At 75.4% G+C, this 15841-nt stretch carries 14 protein-coding genes; 11 read left to right on the top strand and 3 right to left on the bottom strand.

The window, feature by feature from the left end; genetic code table 11:
- Positions 1-167: 167 nt before the first annotated feature.
- The 9 genes from ACJOT3_RS22625 (at position 168) to ACJOT3_RS22585 (ending at position 8856) form a co-directional block, all read left to right on the top strand.
- Positions 168-347, top strand: a complete 180-nt coding sequence (locus tag ACJOT3_RS22625; protein WP_406975094.1) for a hypothetical protein — start codon at positions 168-170, stop codon at positions 345-347.
- 85 nt (positions 348-432) lie between these two features.
- Positions 433-1650 (top strand): diaminopimelate decarboxylase family protein, encoded by a 1218-nt coding sequence (locus tag ACJOT3_RS22620; RefSeq protein WP_406975093.1) that lies wholly within the window; start codon positions 433-435, stop codon positions 1648-1650.
- Positions 1647-2900: an arginase family protein gene (locus ACJOT3_RS22615; RefSeq protein ID WP_406975092.1), complete on the top strand. Its 1254-nt coding sequence runs from the start codon at positions 1647-1649 to the stop codon at positions 2898-2900. Before ACJOT3_RS22620 ends, ACJOT3_RS22615 begins: the two co-directional genes overlap by 4 nt.
- Positions 2897-4018 (top strand): hypothetical protein, encoded by a 1122-nt coding sequence (locus ACJOT3_RS22610; RefSeq protein ID WP_406975091.1) that lies wholly within the window; start codon positions 2897-2899, stop codon positions 4016-4018. Before ACJOT3_RS22615 ends, ACJOT3_RS22610 begins: the two co-directional genes overlap by 4 nt.
- Complete coding sequence (locus ACJOT3_RS22605) at positions 4015-5514, top strand: hypothetical protein (protein WP_406975090.1); 1500 nt, start codon at positions 4015-4017, stop codon at positions 5512-5514. Before ACJOT3_RS22610 ends, ACJOT3_RS22605 begins: the two co-directional genes overlap by 4 nt.
- An 11-nt stretch (positions 5515-5525) precedes the next feature.
- Positions 5526-5993, top strand: a complete 468-nt coding sequence (locus tag ACJOT3_RS22600; protein ID WP_406975089.1) for a hypothetical protein — start codon at positions 5526-5528, stop codon at positions 5991-5993.
- A complete protein-coding gene (locus tag ACJOT3_RS22595) occupies positions 5990-6544 on the top strand; it encodes a hypothetical protein (RefSeq protein ID WP_406975088.1) in 555 nt (184 codons plus the stop codon). Before ACJOT3_RS22600 ends, ACJOT3_RS22595 begins: the two co-directional genes overlap by 4 nt.
- Before the next feature lie 6 nt (positions 6545-6550).
- Positions 6551-7870, top strand: a complete 1320-nt coding sequence (locus ACJOT3_RS22590; protein ID WP_406975087.1) for an MFS transporter — start codon at positions 6551-6553, stop codon at positions 7868-7870.
- Complete coding sequence (locus tag ACJOT3_RS22585; RefSeq protein ID WP_406975086.1) at positions 7867-8856, top strand: GNAT family N-acetyltransferase; 990 nt, start codon at positions 7867-7869, stop codon at positions 8854-8856. Before ACJOT3_RS22590 ends, ACJOT3_RS22585 begins: the two co-directional genes overlap by 4 nt.
- A gap of 37 nt (positions 8857-8893) precedes the next feature.
- Here the strand turns inward: ACJOT3_RS22585 and ACJOT3_RS22580 are convergent, their stop codons facing one another.
- Together ACJOT3_RS22580 and ACJOT3_RS22575 are read right to left on the bottom strand one after the other, a co-directional pair.
- Positions 8894-10636, bottom strand: coding sequence for a helix-hairpin-helix domain-containing protein (locus ACJOT3_RS22580; RefSeq protein ID WP_406975085.1), 1743 nt, complete (start codon positions 10634-10636; stop codon positions 8894-8896).
- Positions 10637-10789: 153 nt separating this feature from the next.
- A complete protein-coding gene (locus ACJOT3_RS22575; RefSeq protein WP_406975084.1) occupies positions 10790-11347 on the bottom strand; it encodes a MarR family winged helix-turn-helix transcriptional regulator in 558 nt (185 codons plus the stop codon).
- Positions 11348-11475: 128 nt separating this feature from the next.
- Here ACJOT3_RS22575 and ACJOT3_RS22570 point away from each other — a divergent pair, with 128 nt between their 5' ends.
- On the top strand, positions 11476-13749 hold the full coding sequence (locus tag ACJOT3_RS22570) for an LLM class flavin-dependent oxidoreductase (RefSeq protein ID WP_406975083.1): 2274 nt from the start codon (positions 11476-11478) through the stop codon (positions 13747-13749).
- Between the two features lie 34 nt (positions 13750-13783).
- Here ACJOT3_RS22570 and ACJOT3_RS22565 read toward each other — a convergent pair whose 3' ends face one another.
- The gene (locus tag ACJOT3_RS22565) at positions 13784-14737 is read right to left on the bottom strand and encodes an aldo/keto reductase (RefSeq protein WP_406975082.1); all 954 of its coding nucleotides are present in this window, start codon (positions 14735-14737) and stop codon (positions 13784-13786) included.
- 234 nt (positions 14738-14971) lie between these two features.
- Between ACJOT3_RS22565 and ACJOT3_RS22560 the strand changes: the two genes are divergently transcribed.
- Positions 14972-15811, top strand: a complete 840-nt coding sequence (locus ACJOT3_RS22560; protein ID WP_406975081.1) for an undecaprenyl-diphosphate phosphatase — start codon at positions 14972-14974, stop codon at positions 15809-15811.
- Positions 15812-15841: the final 30 nt, after the last annotated feature.

Below are 15841 nucleotides of genomic sequence, written 5' to 3'. Positions count from 1 at the left end.
GGAGCAGGGGCTCGATCAACGCCCACTGGTCATCGGTCAGGTCCGAGGGGTAGGTCGGCTCACGGGTCATGAAGGCCAGGCTCACAGGGCCTGGGGCCGGGTGAGAGCGAAGTGCTCGGACCGTGACCCACCCTTCTCAAACACGCTCTTAGGCGAAAGGACGAACCATGCCCACTCTGCAGATGAAGCTCGCCGAACTCGAAGAGGAGTTCGACGCCGCCTTCACCGGCGACGCCTGGACCGAGCAGGCCGCCGACGAGTCCATCCGTGAGATCGGCGGTGCCGACGTCCGCGAGATCACCATGGACCTCGGCACCCTCGGCGGCAGCCGGCCCCGCGCCAACTAGCCGCCCCTCCCCGAGCCCCAGGGAAACCGCCCGCCGGGCCGGCGCCGCCGGCCCGGCGGGTCCCGCCACCGGTGAAGGACCGCCGATGCCCCCAGCCCCCCTGTTCACCCCGCCGAGCGAACTCCTCTTCACGCTCGCCGAGGACCTGCCCACCCCGGCGCTGGTCTACGACCTGCCCGGCATCCGCGCGGGCGTGCACGCCATGGCCCGGGACATCGCCCTGATCCCGGACGCCGGGCTCAACCTCGCCCTCAAGGCCTGCCACACCCCCGCCGTGCTCCGGGAGATGGCCGCCCTCGGACTGGGCTGCGACGTCGCCTCTCCCGGGGAGCTCGACCTGGCGCTGGCCGCCGGGTTCTCCGAGATCTCCGCCACGGGCCCCGTCTTCACCGGCACCGACTTCGACGTCCTGGCCGGGCACGGGATCACCCCCGACTGCGACTCGCTCGACCAGCTCGACGACCACGGCCGCCACCGCCCCGGCACGGAGGTGGGGCTGCGCGTGCGCGTCACCCTGCCGCGCTCCCTGGAGGACACGGCCACCTTCGCGGGGGACAGCCGCTTCGGTGTCCGACCCGCCGACCCCGGGCTCGGGGCGGTCCTGGAACGGCACCGGCTGCGGGTCACCCGCCTGCACGTCCACACCGGGCAGATGACCCCCGCCTCCCTGCGGTACAAGGTCCGCTACCTGCTCACCGTGGCCGAGCACCTCCCCGAGGTGCGCGTCATCGACCTCGGCGGCGGGTTCTTCCACCTGTACCGGGATCGGGCGGGGGCCATCGCCGCCCTCACCGACGCCGCCGCCCTGGTCGCCGACTGGAAGGAGCGCACCGGCCGCCCGGTCGCCCTGCGCTTCGAGCCCGGCGGCGCGCTGCTCACGCCCTACGGCTACCTGGTCGCCCGGGTGCGGTCGGTGGAGGAGCGCCACCCGGTCTTCGACACCCGCGTCGTCACCCTGGACGCCTCCGCCTGGAACCTCGCCCCCTGGCACAACCGGCCCCAGGTCCTGGCCGCGGACCGGGCCGCGCCCACCGGACCCGCCCTGCTGGCCGGCTGCACCCTCTACGAGAACGACTTCTTCGGGGCCGTCCCCGGCGCGGCCCGCACCGCCCTGGAGGTGCCCCGCTGCCGCCGCGGCGACCGCCTGTTCATCACCGCCGCCGGCGCCTACACCATGACCAACGCCCGGTGGTTCAACCGCATCCCCCCGCCGCGGGAGTACCTCTTCGACGGCGAGCGGATGACCCCGGCCGACGCCCTGCCCGCCACCACCCTGCCCGCCACCGCCGGGGCCGCCCGGTGAACGACGCCGCGACCGGTCCGGGCGAGGACACCCGCTACGGCGACGACACCCTGCTCGTCACCGACCCCCTGCTGGCCCTGCGGAGCTCCGACGGCGGCCGCACCACCGTGTGGCACACCCGCGAGGGGTGGGAGGTGGAGGTCGGCCCCGCCACCGCCGACCTGCTGGCCGCCTTCGCGGTCCCGCGCACCCCGGCCAGCCTGCCCACCCGCAACGGGACCGACCGCTCCCGCCTGCGCTCCCTGGTCGGGGCCCTGGGCGAGCGCGGCCTGCTGCGCAGGCACGACCCGGACGGCGTGCCCACCCCCGGCGGCCGCGGCGGGATGTTCGGCGCCCCGGTCCTGAGCGTGGCCGAGGCGCTGCGCGGCGACGCCTGCGACGTCGTCTTCGCCGGGATGCCCTACGACCTGGGCGCCTCCCACCGCCCGGGGAGCCGCTTCGGCCCCGCCCAGCTGCGGCGCACCGGCGGCGCCCTGTTCCGCTACCGCGACACCGCGGACGGGCCGCCCGGGGCCGTGGACCCGGTGACCGGCCGGCGCGTGCTGGCCGGGGTCCGGCTGGCCGACATCGGCGACGTGACCGCCAACGTCCACCGCTCCGCCGGCCCCACGTGGGCCGTCCTGGAGAACGTCGTCCGCCGCCTCTCCGAGCACGGCCGCCTCCCCGTCGTCCTGGGCGGCGACCACTCCATCACCCTGCCCGTCGTCCGCGGCCTGGCCGGGGTCCACGGCACCCTCGGGGTGCTGCACATCGACGCGCACGGCGACTACGCCCGACCCCGCGGCGACGACGAGGCCGCCGAACTCCACTGCCACCACGGCAACGTCATGGACTGGGTGGTGGGCGACCCCCGGGTGGCCCGCCTCGCCCAGTTCGGCGTCCGCCAGCTGGAGGACCCGCCCGCGCTGCCCGACGACACCCTGCGCCGCTGGCCCGGTACCTCGGCCGTGCGCACCCCGCTCGCCGACATCCTCGCGGAACTCCCCGAGGACCTGCCCTACCACCTCACCATCGACGTGGACGCCCTGGACCCGTCGGTGCTCTCCGCCACCGGGACGCCCCTGCCCGGCGGCTTCACCCACGCGGAGCTGGCCGGACTCCTGGCCGACCTGTGCTCGGCGCGGCGCGTCGTCGGGATCGACGTGGTCGAGTTCCTGCCCCAGGAGGGGGAGACCGACGGGCTGATCATCGCGGACCTGCTGCTGCGCGCCCTCGACGCCGCCGTCGGCGCCCGGGGAGGGGACACGTGACGATCGTGCCGCCCGGCCCGGGCGAGGCCCTCCTGCGGGCCGCCCGCACCACCGACACCCCCGCCCTCCTGTACGACCTGGACGCGGTCACCGCCACCGTCCGGGAACTGCGCGAGGACCTGTCCGTCCTGCCCGACCCGGTCCTGCTCCTCGCCCTCAAGGCCAACCGCTTCCCGCCGCTGCTGCGCCACCTGGCCGGACTGGGCGTGGGCGCCGACGTCGCCTCACCGGCGGAGTGGCGGGCGGCCCGGGACGCGGGCATGGACCCGGTCAGCGCCACCGGCCCGGGCCTGACCGGCGCCGAACTGGCCGCGATGGCGGCCGAGGGGGCGCTGGTCGACGTCGACGGCGTCGACCAGCTGCGCGCCCTGTTCGCCGCCCGGCCCGCCCCGGCGGAGATCGGACTGCGCCTGCGCGTCCCGATGGCCGAACAGGACCGCACCAGCGGCCGCCGCGCGAGCCGGTTCGGTGTCGACCCCGCCGATCCCGCGCTCCACCGGGCGCTCGCCGACACCGGGGCGCGGGTGGTGCGCCTGCACGTCCACAGCGGTGAGATCGCCACACCCGACCGGGCCGACCTGCTGGCCTCGGCGCTGCTCGCCTGCCTGCGCGTCTTCCCCCACGTGCGCGAACTCAACCTGGGCGGCGGGCTCACCACGCTGTACACCGACCGGCAGCGGGCCCGGCAGGCGTGGAAGCGCGTCGCCGAACGCCTGGCCGGGACCCCCGTGCGGGTCCTCGTCGAACCCGGCATGCTGACGACCGCCCTGGCCGGCTACCTCGTGGTCTCCCTGCGCTCCGTCGGGCGCCTCCCCGGCGGCCCGGGGTACGCCGTCGCCGACGCCTCCGGATGGAACCTCTTCACCTGGGGGAGCCCCCGGGTGGTGGCCCGCCTGCCGGAGCGGGACGGCCCGGCCCGCCCCCACCTCATCGGCGGGGTGACCTGCTACGAGAACGACGTACTGGCCGAGGACGTCGCGCTGGCCGACCCGCGGCCCGGGGACCGGCTGGTCTTCAACGCGGCCGGGGCCTACACCGCCGCGATGGCGCGCGACCTGCACGGCTGGGGGCCGCCGCGCGAAGACGTGGTGCACACGGACGGAAGGCGGAGCACATGACCCGGACGACGGAGGCGGCCGAGCGCGCGGGGACCGCGCCCGAGCAGGGGAACCCCGACGTCCTCGCCCTGCTCGCCCTCGCCGACACCCTCTTCCCCCCGACCGGGGACGGGGAGGACCCGGCCGGGCCGTGGCGGGCGGGGGTCGCCGCCCTGGCCGGACACCGGGGCCCCGGGGCCGAGGCGGCGCTCGACCGGGCGGAGGCCGAACTGCGCGCGATGTGGCTCCGCCACGCCCACGGCTTCACCGACCCGCTGTACAAGTCCCCGCCCCTGGGCACCCCCATGGCCCTGCCGTTCGGCCGCCCCTCCGCGCACAGCTACGAGCGCAACATCGAGTGCCACGCGCTGGAGGACCGCCTCGCCGCCCAGGACGGCGACCTCCCCCACCACGAGGCCGCCCATGTCGTCCACTCCAGCGGCATGGCCGCCATCGCCGGGGTCCTCCAGGGCTACCGGGGCCTGACCCGGCCCACGTCGGACCGCCCGCTGAACCTCCTCATGTGGGGCGCCTACTACGAGACCGGGGTCCTGCTCGACCTGCTCGGCGACGACGGCCTGCGCTGGCGCCGCGCCGCCACCCAGGAGGAACTGCGCGCCGCGCTCGCCGCCGGCGAGGTGGACGTCCTGCTCATCGAACCCGTCCGCTACGAGTGGGAGCTGGAGGCGCTGGACCTGCCCGCGCTCCTGTCCGCCTGGCGGGGGCGCCCGCGCGGCGGCCCCGGGCTGGTCGTGGTGGACTCCACCCTCGTCTCACCGGTCTGGCCGATGGAGCGGTTCGTCGAGGCGGTCGGTGACCCGGGCGTCCTTGCGGTCGAGGTCCGCTCCGGCCTCAAACTCGACCAGCGCGGGCTCGAACTCGGCAACCTGGGGGTCGCCTCCCTGTACTCCCGCCGGGACGACCCGGTGCTGCCGCCGGTCGCCGACCTGGCCGCCTACCTGCGCAAGATGCGCACCGTCACCGGGTCCGGGCTCTCCCTGGAGGCCCTGTCCGTGCTCAGCGCCCCGTTCGTCCTGGACCGCGCGGCCGCCCGCGACCACGCCCGCGCCGTCCTGCGCAACAACGCCCTGGCCGCCCGGCTGCTCGCCGACACGGCGGGGGAGGGGCGGCTCTTCTCCCGGATCGCCCACCCCGCGCTGTCCGGCGGGCCGGGCGCACCGTGGGCCCAGGCCCCCTTCGTCGTGTGCCACCTGCGCGAGGACCGGCTCGACCACCACGGGCTCCTGCTCGGCGTGCTGCGCGCCGAGGCGGGCCGCCGGGGACTGCCCTTCGCGCACGGGTCGAGCTTCGGGTTCCGCGCCCACCGCTTCGAGTGCATCGTCCCGTCCCTCAAAGAGGGACGGGGGCTGTTCAAGGTGGCCATGGGCGCCCGGGCGGGCTGGGGTCGCGACGCGGTGCTGGAACTGCTGCTGGAGGTGGCCGCCCACCCCGACACCGACTCCCTGCGCCGGGCCCACCCCGACGCCGTCCCCGTGGACCTGACCGATCTGGAGTGAAGGAGAACACGATGATCCTCACCGGCGGGACGACGGACGTCCCCGTCGCCCCCACCCTGCTGGAGGAGGTGCGGGCGGCCCTGGCGGACCCGGCGCCCACGGACCCGGAGGACCTCACCGGCGCCCGCTCCCGGTTCACCGACCTGCCCGTCGGCGACCCGGGGCTGCGCGAGCGCCTGGTCGCGGCCGCCGCCCACCTGCCGGGCACCCCCGACCCCGCCACCCTGCGCGTCCACCGCCACGACGTCGGCGACTTCACCCTGCCCCGCCGGGTCGGCGACACCGTGGCCGGGGCCTGGGCGCTCACCTTCCCCCTGGCGGACTCCGACACCGACGGGATCACCGCCTGGACCGGCGACCGGTTCGAACGCCTGCTGGACCGGGCGGGCACGGGACTGCTCCTGCCGCCGGGGGCGTGGGCGTGGGTGAGCCCGGTGCGCGGGGCGCCCCGGTACAGCGTTCTGATGGGAGTGCGATGAAGCCGTTGACCGTGATCCCCGACGTGGTCGCCGACTGCGCGGGCATCGTCGCCCTCGCCCGCCGCCACCGGCACCTGTTCACCGACCACCCCGACCCCGCCGCCCCGCCGCGGCCCCCGGGAACGGACCCCTTCGACCCCTACCGGGACTCCGAGTACGAGGACGACGACCGGTACCACGTCCTGCAGTCGGCGCGGATGCCCGACGACCTGCGGGCGGCGATCTTCGCGGCCATCATCCCGGAGGGGACGCCGACGGCCGACTACTACGTGCAGGTCAACCGGTACGACCGCGGGGACTACGTGCTGCCGCACCGGGACTCGCTGCAACAGGGCCTGTACATGCTCACCACGTCGGAGTCGGACGGGCTCAACGCCCAGCACGACGCCGGGACCATGGTGTTCGTCCCCGACCGCGCGGGGACCTTCATCGCGCACGACCCGCAGGCCTGGCACTGGGTCGACCCCGTCGCCTCCGAGGAGCGCTACACCCTCGTGACCATCCCCCCGCTGCCGCACCGGGCCGGCGGGCTGCCCGGCGAGGCGGTCTAGGGCGGCATGAGACGCTTCTCCCTGGTGTGGTCGGGGCAGTTCCTCTCCGCGATCGGCTCGGGCACGGCCTGGTTCGCCGTCACCCTGTGGGTGTGGGGCGAGTCCGGTTCGGCGACCCTGTTCGCGCTGCTCACCCTGCTGTCCCTGGCTCCGGGGCTGGCCATGGCCCCGGTGGCCGGCGTGCTCGTGGACCGCATCGGCCCGCGGGCCGCCGTCCTGATCGGCGACGGCGTCCTCGCCGTCACGTCGGCCACCGTCCTGACGCTGTACCTCACGGGGAACCTGGAGATCTGGCACCTGTACGTCATCGCCGTGGTCGAGGGGGTCATGGAGTCCCTGCACCTGGTGGGCTACATGGCGCTGATCCCGCTCCTGGTCGTGGAGGAACGGCTGGTCCGCGCCAACGGGATGGTCTCCCTGGCCGACCCCGGGGCGGAGATCCTCGCCCCCGCCCTGGGCGGTGTGCTGCTGGCGATGACCGACCTGTCGGTGGTCCTGGTCCTGGACCTGGCGACGTTCCTGTTCGCGGCGACGGTCCTGCTGGCGACCCCCACCCCGCGCCCGGCCCCCGCCGGGGAGGAGGGGGACGGGGAGGAGCGGCGCTCGTGGGCGGTGTTCCGCGCCGACCTGGTGTTCGGCTTCTCCTACATCGCCCGCAGCCGCCCCCTGGCGGTCCTGCTGGGCCTGTTCTTCGTGCTCAACTTCTCCGGGGCGGTCTCCTACGCCCTGACCACCCCGCTGATCATGCTGCGCAGCGGGGACGACCACGCCGTCCTGGGCGTGGTCCTGGCCGCGGGCGGCGTGGGCGGCGTCCTGGGGGCCCTGACCGTGAGCGCGGTGGGGGACCGGGTCCGCCGGATGACGCTCGTACTGGCCGGCATGGCCGCCGGCTCGGTCGTCGGCCCCCTCCTGATGGGGCTGGCCTGGACCCCCTGGCTGTGGATCGCCTCGGCCCTGGCGGCCGGGGCCGTGCTCCCCGCGGTCAACTCCGCGTACCAGGCCATCTGGCAGACCCACGTTCCCGAGGAGTGGCAGGGCCGGGTCTTCGGGGCCCGCCGCCTGCTGGCACAGTCGTCCCTGCCGCTGGGACTGCTCGTCGCCGGTCCCGTCGTGGACTACGCGCTGACACCGCTGTTCGCGGACGCGGGCGGCGCGCCGGCGGCGCTGCTGGGCACCGGGAAGACCGGTGCCACCGCCCTCTTCCTGGTGTGCGCCGGCCTCCTGGGCCTGGCCGCGACACTGACCGCAATGACGTCTCCGCGGTTGCGCGGGTTCGGCGAACCCGTCACCGCGCCATCGACCGGACGAGAGGACACCCTTCGATGATCACCCCGATCGACCCCGCCGACGAGGCCGCCCTGCGGGCCTGGCACGCCGCCCTGGTGGAGGCCGCCACGCACGGCAGGCCCGAGGCCGCGGTCATGGGCTACCCCGACCTCGCGGGCATGCTCGCGCCCCGCGACGACCGGCACCACCGGTTGTACGCCGCGGTCGAGGACGGCCGCACCGTCGGAACGCTGATGGTGGACCTGCCCGACCTGGAGAACCGGCACCTGGCCGAGGTGGACGTGTCCGTGGTCCCCGGCCACCGCGGCCGGGGGCTGGGGGCGCGCCTGATCGGCCTGGCCCGGGAGGCCATGGCCGAGGAGGGACGCACCACCGCCACCGGCGAGGTCTACGTGCCCGGCGGGCACACGCCCGAGGACTGGCCCGGCGCCCGGTTCGCCCGCGCCCACGGGTTCGACACGGTCCACGAGGAGGACTACCTGGTCCTGGACCTGCCGGTGCCGCGGGAGAGGCTCGCCGCCCTGCCCGAGGCGTCCGCCGGCCACCGGCTGCACACCTGGACCGGGCCCTGCCCGGAGGAGTACCTGGAGTCCTACGCGCGGATGCGCACGGCCATGGAACGCGACGTGCCGACGGGCGAGCTGGACACGGAACCGGAGGTGTGGGACCCCGAACGCCTCCGGGCGGAGGACGCCCGCCGGGCCGGCCAGGGCTACGCCACCGTCGTCTCCGTCGCCCGCACGCAGGCGGGGGAGTGGGCCGGGTACAGCCTCCTGCTCGTCCCCGTCGAGGGCGCGGGCGAGGTCTACCAGGACGACACCCTGGTGATGCGCGCCCACCGCGGCCACGGCCTGGGCGTCGCGCTCAAGCGCCGCAACCTGGAGGTGCTGGCCCGGGAGTTCCCCGACGCGAAGGTGGTCCGCACCTGGGTGGACCCCGACAACGCCCCGATGCGCGCGGTCAACGACCGCTTCGGGTTCCGTGTGGTGGAGCGCATGCTGGAGGTACAGCGCGTCCTCGCCTGAGCCCGACGGCCGGGGCCGACCGGCCGACCCCCGGGGGTCACCCCTCGCGCAGGATCTGCACCAGCCGGGTGACGCGGTCGGGGGCCAGGGTGTCGCGCACCCCGGTCTCCAGCGCGCCGCCGGTGGCGTCCACCAGGGACACGTGGCGGACGGCGCGGGTCAGCACGGTGTACACCCGGGGGCGCGACACCGGCACGTCGGGCGGGAACACGCCCACCACGGCGGGCCAGCGGCCGCCGTGGGCGGCGCCCACGGTGAGCGCCCACCCCGGGCGCAGCGCCGCCGGGTCGGTGACGGTGACCTCGGCCCCGCCGGCCAGCTCCACCCTCACGCCGCCCTCGACGGGGCCGCGCAGCACCCCGGTGTCGCCCGGGCCGTACCCGGGTCCCGCGGCCACCAGTAGCACCGCGTCGCCGGGGTCGAACCCGCCCAGGGCGCCCGGCCCCGGGTTCAGCCGCTCCTTGCAGGCGGTGTTGAGCGCGCGGGCCCCGGCCGGGCCGTCCTCGCGGGCGGTGACCACCCGCACGTCCCCGGCGGGGATGCCCAGGGCGCGCGGGATGGAGTCGGTGACCAGCTGCACGACCCGGTGGGCGGCCTCCTCCGCCGAGGCGGCGGGGACCCGCACCACCTCGCGGCCGGGCGCGTCCACCTGGGGCACCTCGCCCTCGGACACGGCCAGCGCCAGCGCGGCCAGGGGGCCGGGGCCGTCCTCCTCGGGGGCGGCGATCTCGGCGGTGTGGGCGGTGCGCGAGCGCACGATGTCCTCGGCGACCCGGCCCGGGGCGGCCGAGGGGGCCTGACGGGGGTCGGCGAGCAGCACCAGGTGCGCACCGTCGGCGCAGGCGGCGGCCAGGTCGGCGGCGCGGGCGGTGCCCACCGCCATCGACTCGCACAGCACCACCAGCCCCGACGACAGCGGTCCCTCCCGCAGCGCGGCGGCCAGGGAGAGCACGCGCACCCCCGGGTCGCCCTGGGCCACCGCGGCCAGGTCGGCGGCCACGGCGGCGGCGGTCTGCGCGGTGGGCGCCACCACGGTGACGCCCACCTGGCTGTCGTCGGCGATCGCGGCCAGGCACAGCAGGGCGCGCGCGGTCTCGGCGGCCTCGCCGGGCCCGTGCCAGAGCACCGTCACCGGCCGCAGGGCGACCGTGACCAGCGCCGCGCGGGTGTGCTCGGTGACGGTGAACCCGCCCTTCTCACAGGCGGCGTCGACGGTCTCGGCAGCGGTGGCCGAGTCCATGACGGGGTCGTTGGCGGAGATGAGCCGCACCAGGTGCCCGCCCAGCCGCTGCTCGGCCTCGCCCAGGTCGGGCAGGGCGTGGAACCGCTCGGGTTCGGGCAGGTCCGGGACCCCGCCCTCCTCGAAGTCGAAGTCGTCGTCGGAGTCGTCGGTGCTCTCGAACACCGCCGAGGCGCCGGACTCCACGGCGGCCTCCAGGGCGCGGGCCGGGGCCTGCACCCCCAGGCGGCCCACCAGCGCGGCCAGGCGCTTCTCCTCCACCGCGGTGTGCCCGCGGGCGGCGGCGGTGCGCAGCGTGTACGCGGTCAGCGCGGCCAGGCGGCGCGGGTCGTCGGGGCGGGCGGCCTCGCCCAGGGCTCGGCGGGCGCAGTAGTCGGCCTGCTCCACGGTCACCTGCGGCAGGCGCAGCAGCAGCCACGGGTCGGCGGCCAGGTCGGCCGCGGCCGTCGGGCCCAGCGCGGCCAGCAGCCGCGGTGCCAGGGCGGGCGGGGCCTCCATGCCCTGTAGGACGGCGCTGACCTGTTCGACTGCCTCGGACACCTGGGCCGATCCCCCTCGATCTCGTGCTCGTGCTCGTGCTCGTGCTCGTGCTCCCAGGAGCCTACCGAGAGGTGACGACGTCCGGGGCACCCCGGAGCGGCCTGTGGACGCCGGGGGCGCTGGACAGGCCGGGCGGGCCGGCGCCGGGCGGGCTCAGGAGCGGGCACGGCCGCGGCGCGGGGCCCGGCGCGCGGCCGGGGCGTCGCCGACGACCGTGCGCACCGCGGCGCAGGGGTCCAGGTCGGGCGAGGTCTCCTGGATGGCGACGGCGGCGGTGCGGGCCGCGGCGCAGAACAGGGCGCGGGTCGCGTCGTCCAGCCCGGCCAGGACGTGCTGCTCCACGTGGCCCACCCGCGCGGCCAGGTCGGCCAGCACCGCGCGGCCGTGTTCGGTGACGCACACCCGCCGGACCCGGCGGTCGTTCTCGTCCACCCGGCGCGCCACCAGGTCGGCGGCCTCCAGGTCGTCCAGGACGTAGGTCATCACGCTGCGGTCGATGAGCAGGCGCTCGGCGAGCGCGGCCTGGGTGGAGGCCTCGGAGTCGGCGCAGGCGACGAGCACGTGGTAGCCGCGGCTGCCGTGCGGGACGTCGGCGAGCAGTTCCCCCACCCGCTCGTGCCAGCGCTGGAGCACCACGGCCAGCGACCAGCCCAGGTCGGGTGCAGGCCCGTCGGTGCGGGCCGGCGCGCTCTCGTGGCTCGATGTCGTCATGCCCCCGAGACTACCAGGAATAGGTTTGCCGTAATATGAGTTGTGCAGAACATCATTTGCTCCACAAACTATCTTCCGGGTGTCCGGGCCACGGACCTCCGACCGTCCCTCCGAGGAGACACAGCACCATGACCGACTACGGACACCCGCTCCGGTTCGGTACCTTCATCACGCCCTCGGCCGGTGACCCCGAACGCGCCGTCGCCCTGGCCGAGCTCACCGAGGCCGCCGGCCTCGACCTGGCCACCTACCAGGACCACCCCTACAACCCCGGCTTCCTGGACACCTGGACCCTGCTCACCTGGGTCGCCGCCCGGACCAGCCGCATCTCGGTCTCCGGCAACGTCCTGCACCTGCCGCTGCGCGGACCGGCGATGATCGCCCGCCAGGCGGCCTCCCTGGACCTGCTCTCGGGCGGCCGCTTCGAACTCGGCCTGGGCGCCGGCGCCTTCTGGGACGGCATCGCCGCCATGGGCGGCCCCAAGCTCACCCCCGGCCAGGGCGTGGACGCCCTCTCCGAGGCCATCGACGTCATCCGCCAGGCCTGGGACACCGACGCCCGCGGCGGCGTCCGCGTGGACGGGAAGCACCACCGGGTCGCGGGCATGAAGCGCGGACCCGCGCCCGCCCACGACATCTCGATCGACCTGGGCGCCTACAAGCCCCGCATGCTCCGCCTCACCGGCGCCAAGGCCGACGGCTGGCTGCCCAGCCTGGGCTACATCGAGATCGCCGAGATGCCCCGCTCCAACAGGATCATCGACGAGGCCGCCCTGGAGGCCGGGCGCGACCCGCGCCAGGTCCGCCGCATGCTCAACCTGATGGGCGGCGCCGTGCTGCCCACCGGCCGCGGCTTCCTCCAGGGCCCCGCCGACCAGTGGGTCGACGACCTGCTGCCGCTGGTCCTGGAGCACGGGTTCAGCACGTTCATCCTGGGCGGCGACGAACCGCGCACCATCCAGGCGTTCGGCGCCGAGATCGCCCCCGCCCTGCGCGAGGCCGTCGAGAAGGAGCGCGCCTCCGCCGGAACCGCCACCGGCCCGGTCCGCCCCGCCGCGGCCCTGGCCGCCCGCCGCCCCGGCATCGACTACGACGCCGTCCCCGAGGAGCTGCGCGACCACGCCGTCGAACCCGGCGACCGCGCCTACACCCGGGTCCGCCACGGCTACATGCAGAACGGGAGACCCGGCCTGGTCCTGCGCCCGGAGAACGCCGACCAGGTCGCCCGGGCCCTGGGCTACGCCCTGGACCAGGACGTCCCGCTCAACGTGCGCAGCGGCGGCCACGGCATCAGCGGCCGCTCCACCAACGACGGCGGCGTCATCGTCGACCTGTCCCGGATGAACGCCGTCGAGGTCCTGGACCCCGCGACCCGCACGGTCCGCCTGGGCGCCGGGGCCCGCTGGGGCCAGGTGGCGAACACACTCGGCCCGCTGGGCCTGGCGATCAGCTCCGGCGACTACGGGGGCGTCGGCGTGGGCGGCATCTCCACCACCGGCGGCCTCGGGTACATGGCCCGCGCCCACGGCCTGACCATCGACCACATCACCGCGATGGAGGTCGTCACCGCCGACGGCCGCATCCTGCGCGCCTCCGCCGACGAGAACCCGGACCTGTTCTGGGCGATGCGCGGCGCCGGGGCCAACTTCGGGGTGCTCACCTCGGTGGAGGCCGTCGCCGACCCCGTCGGCGACGTCGTCATGGCGCGATTCGCCTACGACGCCTCCAACGCCACCGCGTTCCTGCGCACCTGGGGCGAGATCACCGCCGCCGCGCCCCGCGAGGTCACCGCGTTCCTCACCACCGGGCCCGGACGGGGCGGCTCCGGGCCCGTGGCCCAGGCCATGGTGGTCTACGCCGGGGACGACACCGACGCCGCCGTCGCCGCCCTGGAGCCCTTCCTCAAGGCGGGGCCGGTCCTGGACCAGCAGGCCCAACTGCTGCCCTACGCCGGGGTCCTGCCCTTCGACGAGGGGCCCCACCAGGGGGCCGGGGTCCCGGCGAGCCGTTCGGGGCTGCTCACCGACATCACCGAGGAGACGGCCCGGACCCTGGCGGGCATGCTCGCCTCCGGGGCGACCTACTTCATGCAGCTGCGCCAGGTGGGCGGGGCCGTCAACGACGTCCCCGCCGACGCCACCGCCTACGCCCACCGCCACCAGGCCCAGTCCCTGGCGGCCCTGGCCTCGCCGCGCACCGCCGACCGCCTCGACGAGCGCTGGGCCGCCCTGGACGGGGCGATCGACGGGATGTACCTGAGCTTCGACACCCGCACCGGACCCGAGGTGCTGTCCCTGGCCTTCCCCGAGCCCACCCTCTCCCGGCTGCGTGAGATCAAGGCGCAGTACGACCCGCACCGGGTGTTCGACCAGAACTTCCCGATCGAACCCGCCGGGGACTGACCCCCGCGGCCGCGTGTCCCGGCGGCCGGGTGCCTCAGCGGCGCCCGGCCGCCGTGGCGTCGTCCAGCGCGTCCCGGATCTCCGGCGGCAGCTCCACACCCTCCACACCCAGCACCTGCTCCAGCTGCGCCAGGGTGCGCGGACCCACCACGGCCGCCGCCACCCCCTCCTGGTCGCGCGCCCAGCTCAGCGCCACCGCCAGCGGCGGCACGCCCAGCCCCTCCGCCGCCGTGCACACCGACTCCACCACCCGGCGGCTGCGGTCGTCCAGGTACGGCTCCACGTACGACGCCATGTGCGGGAACGCCGCCCGCGAGCTCGCCGGCGTCCCGGTCCGGTACTTGGCGCTGAGCACCCCCCGGCCCAGCGGCGCCCACGCCAGCAGGTGCGCCCCGGCCGCCGCCGCCGCGGGCCGCAGGTCGTCGTCCGCGCCCCGGTTGAGCAGCGAGTACTCGGCGCCCGCGCTCACCAGCGGCACCCGGCCCGGCCGCGCCCGCTGCCAGGTCGCCAGCGTGGCGAACTGCCAGGCGTCCAGGTCGCCGGTCCCCACGTAGCGGGCCTTGCCCGCGGTGACCGCCGACTCCATCGCCGCCAGCGTCTCCTCCGGCGGCGTCGCCGGGTCGAAGACGTGCAGCTGCCACAGGTCCACGTAGTCGGTCTGCAACCGCCGCAGCGAGGCGTCCAGCGACGCCAGCAGGTGGCGGCGGGAGGCGTCCACCGGCCGGTACCCCTCCGGGGTGTGACCGCTCTTGGTGGCGACCACCACATCCTCGCGGCGCACCGCGGCGCGCAGCAGGCGGCCCAGGATCCGCTCGCTCTGCCCGCCCGTGTAGATGTCCGCGGTGTCCACGAGTGTGCCGCCCGCGTCGACGAACGCGGTGAGCTGCTGTCCGGCCTCCTCTTCGGAGGTGTCCTTGCCCCAGGTCATCGTGCCGAGGGCGGTGCGGGACACCCAGAGTCCCGATCGGCCCACCTGTCGCTGTTCCATGCGGCGGAGAGTACCGTGTTCATTCCAAGTCGGCCCGCTGTACATCCTCACGGCGTATCCTCGTCCAAGCCCTGACCGGGGACGTTCACCGCGCCGTCCGCGCGGGCCGGAGCGGTTCTGTACCGCTACCGCCGCACTCCCCCCGAGGCCCCGGCCCCCGGTTCTCAGGAGGAAAGCCCCAGCAGTGCTCCGGCGCCCCCTCGTGCCGGACCGTCAAGGAAAGTCCGAAACCGAGTGTCCATCTTCGAGGCGGTCGTCCTCGGCCTCATCCAGGGACTCACCGAGTTCCTGCCCGTGTCCTCCAGCGCCCACCTGCGTGTGTTCGCGGCCTTCTTCCAGTGGCCCGACCCCGGTGCGGCCTTCACCGCCGTCACCCAGATCGGCACCGAACTCGCGGTGGTGCTCTACTTCCGCAAGCGGATCTGGGCCGTCATGTCCACCTGGCTGCGCTCCCTGGTCAACCGCGACCTGCGCGGTGACGTCAACGCCCGCATCGGCTGGTACGTCATCCTGGCCACCATCCCCATCGGCGTCCTGGGCCTGCTCCTGGAAGACCAGATCGACAGCGCCTTCCGCGACCTGCGCCTGATCGCGCTCACCCTCATCGTCTTCGGCCTCATCCTGGGCGCCGTCGACCACTTCGCCCGCCGCGAGCGGGAGCTGGAGGACCTCACCCTGGGCCGCGGCATCACCTTCGGCCTCTTCCAGACCCTGGCGCTGATCCCGGGCGTCTCCCGCTCGGGCGCCACCATCACCGGCGGCCGCCTGCTGGGCTTCAACCGCCCGGCCGCCGCCGAGTTCGCGTTCCTCATCGCGCTGCCCGCGGTGTTCGCCTCCGGCCTGTACAAGATGCTCGACATCGGCGACGGCGGCTACGCGGGCTGGACCGCCACCATCGTCGGTACGATCGTGGCGTTCGTGGTCGGCTACATCGTCATCGCCTGGCTGATGAAGTTCATCTCCACGCACAGCTTCATGCCGTTCGTGTACTACCGCATCGCGCTCGGCATCCTCATCCTCGTGCTCGTCTTCTCCGGCGTGCTCGACCCGGAGGGCGGAGCCGGGGTCGGCTGACCCGGCCCCCGACACCCGGCACGGGCCCGG

It is taken from the genome of Nocardiopsis protaetiae, from assembly GCF_045446735.1.
GTDB classification, from domain to species: Bacteria; Actinomycetota; Actinomycetes; order Streptosporangiales; family Streptosporangiaceae; genus Nocardiopsis; species Nocardiopsis protaetiae.
This window is presented reverse-complemented; position numbering and strand designations above follow the sequence as displayed.

Coding starts and splice junctions, on each gene's coding strand:
- ACJOT3_RS22565 (WP_406975082.1), bottom strand. CDS start 14,737: ATGGAACAGCGACAGGTGGGCCGATCGGGACTCTGGGTGTCCCGCACC.
- ACJOT3_RS22595 (WP_406975088.1), top strand. CDS start 5,990: ATGAAGCCGTTGACCGTGATCCCCGACGTGGTCGCCGACTGCGCGGGC.
- ACJOT3_RS22625 (WP_406975094.1), top strand. CDS start 168: ATGCCCACTCTGCAGATGAAGCTCGCCGAACTCGAAGAGGAGTTCGAC.
- ACJOT3_RS22620 (WP_406975093.1), top strand. CDS start 433: ATGCCCCCAGCCCCCCTGTTCACCCCGCCGAGCGAACTCCTCTTCACG.
- ACJOT3_RS22570 (WP_406975083.1), top strand. CDS start 11,476: ATGACCGACTACGGACACCCGCTCCGGTTCGGTACCTTCATCACGCCC.
- ACJOT3_RS22590 (WP_406975087.1), top strand. CDS start 6,551: ATGAGACGCTTCTCCCTGGTGTGGTCGGGGCAGTTCCTCTCCGCGATC.
- ACJOT3_RS22585 (WP_406975086.1), top strand. CDS start 7,867: ATGATCACCCCGATCGACCCCGCCGACGAGGCCGCCCTGCGGGCCTGG.
- ACJOT3_RS22605 (WP_406975090.1), top strand. CDS start 4,015: ATGACCCGGACGACGGAGGCGGCCGAGCGCGCGGGGACCGCGCCCGAG.
- ACJOT3_RS22600 (WP_406975089.1), top strand. CDS start 5,526: ATGATCCTCACCGGCGGGACGACGGACGTCCCCGTCGCCCCCACCCTG.
- ACJOT3_RS22575 (WP_406975084.1), bottom strand. CDS start 11,347: ATGACGACATCGAGCCACGAGAGCGCGCCGGCCCGCACCGACGGGCCT.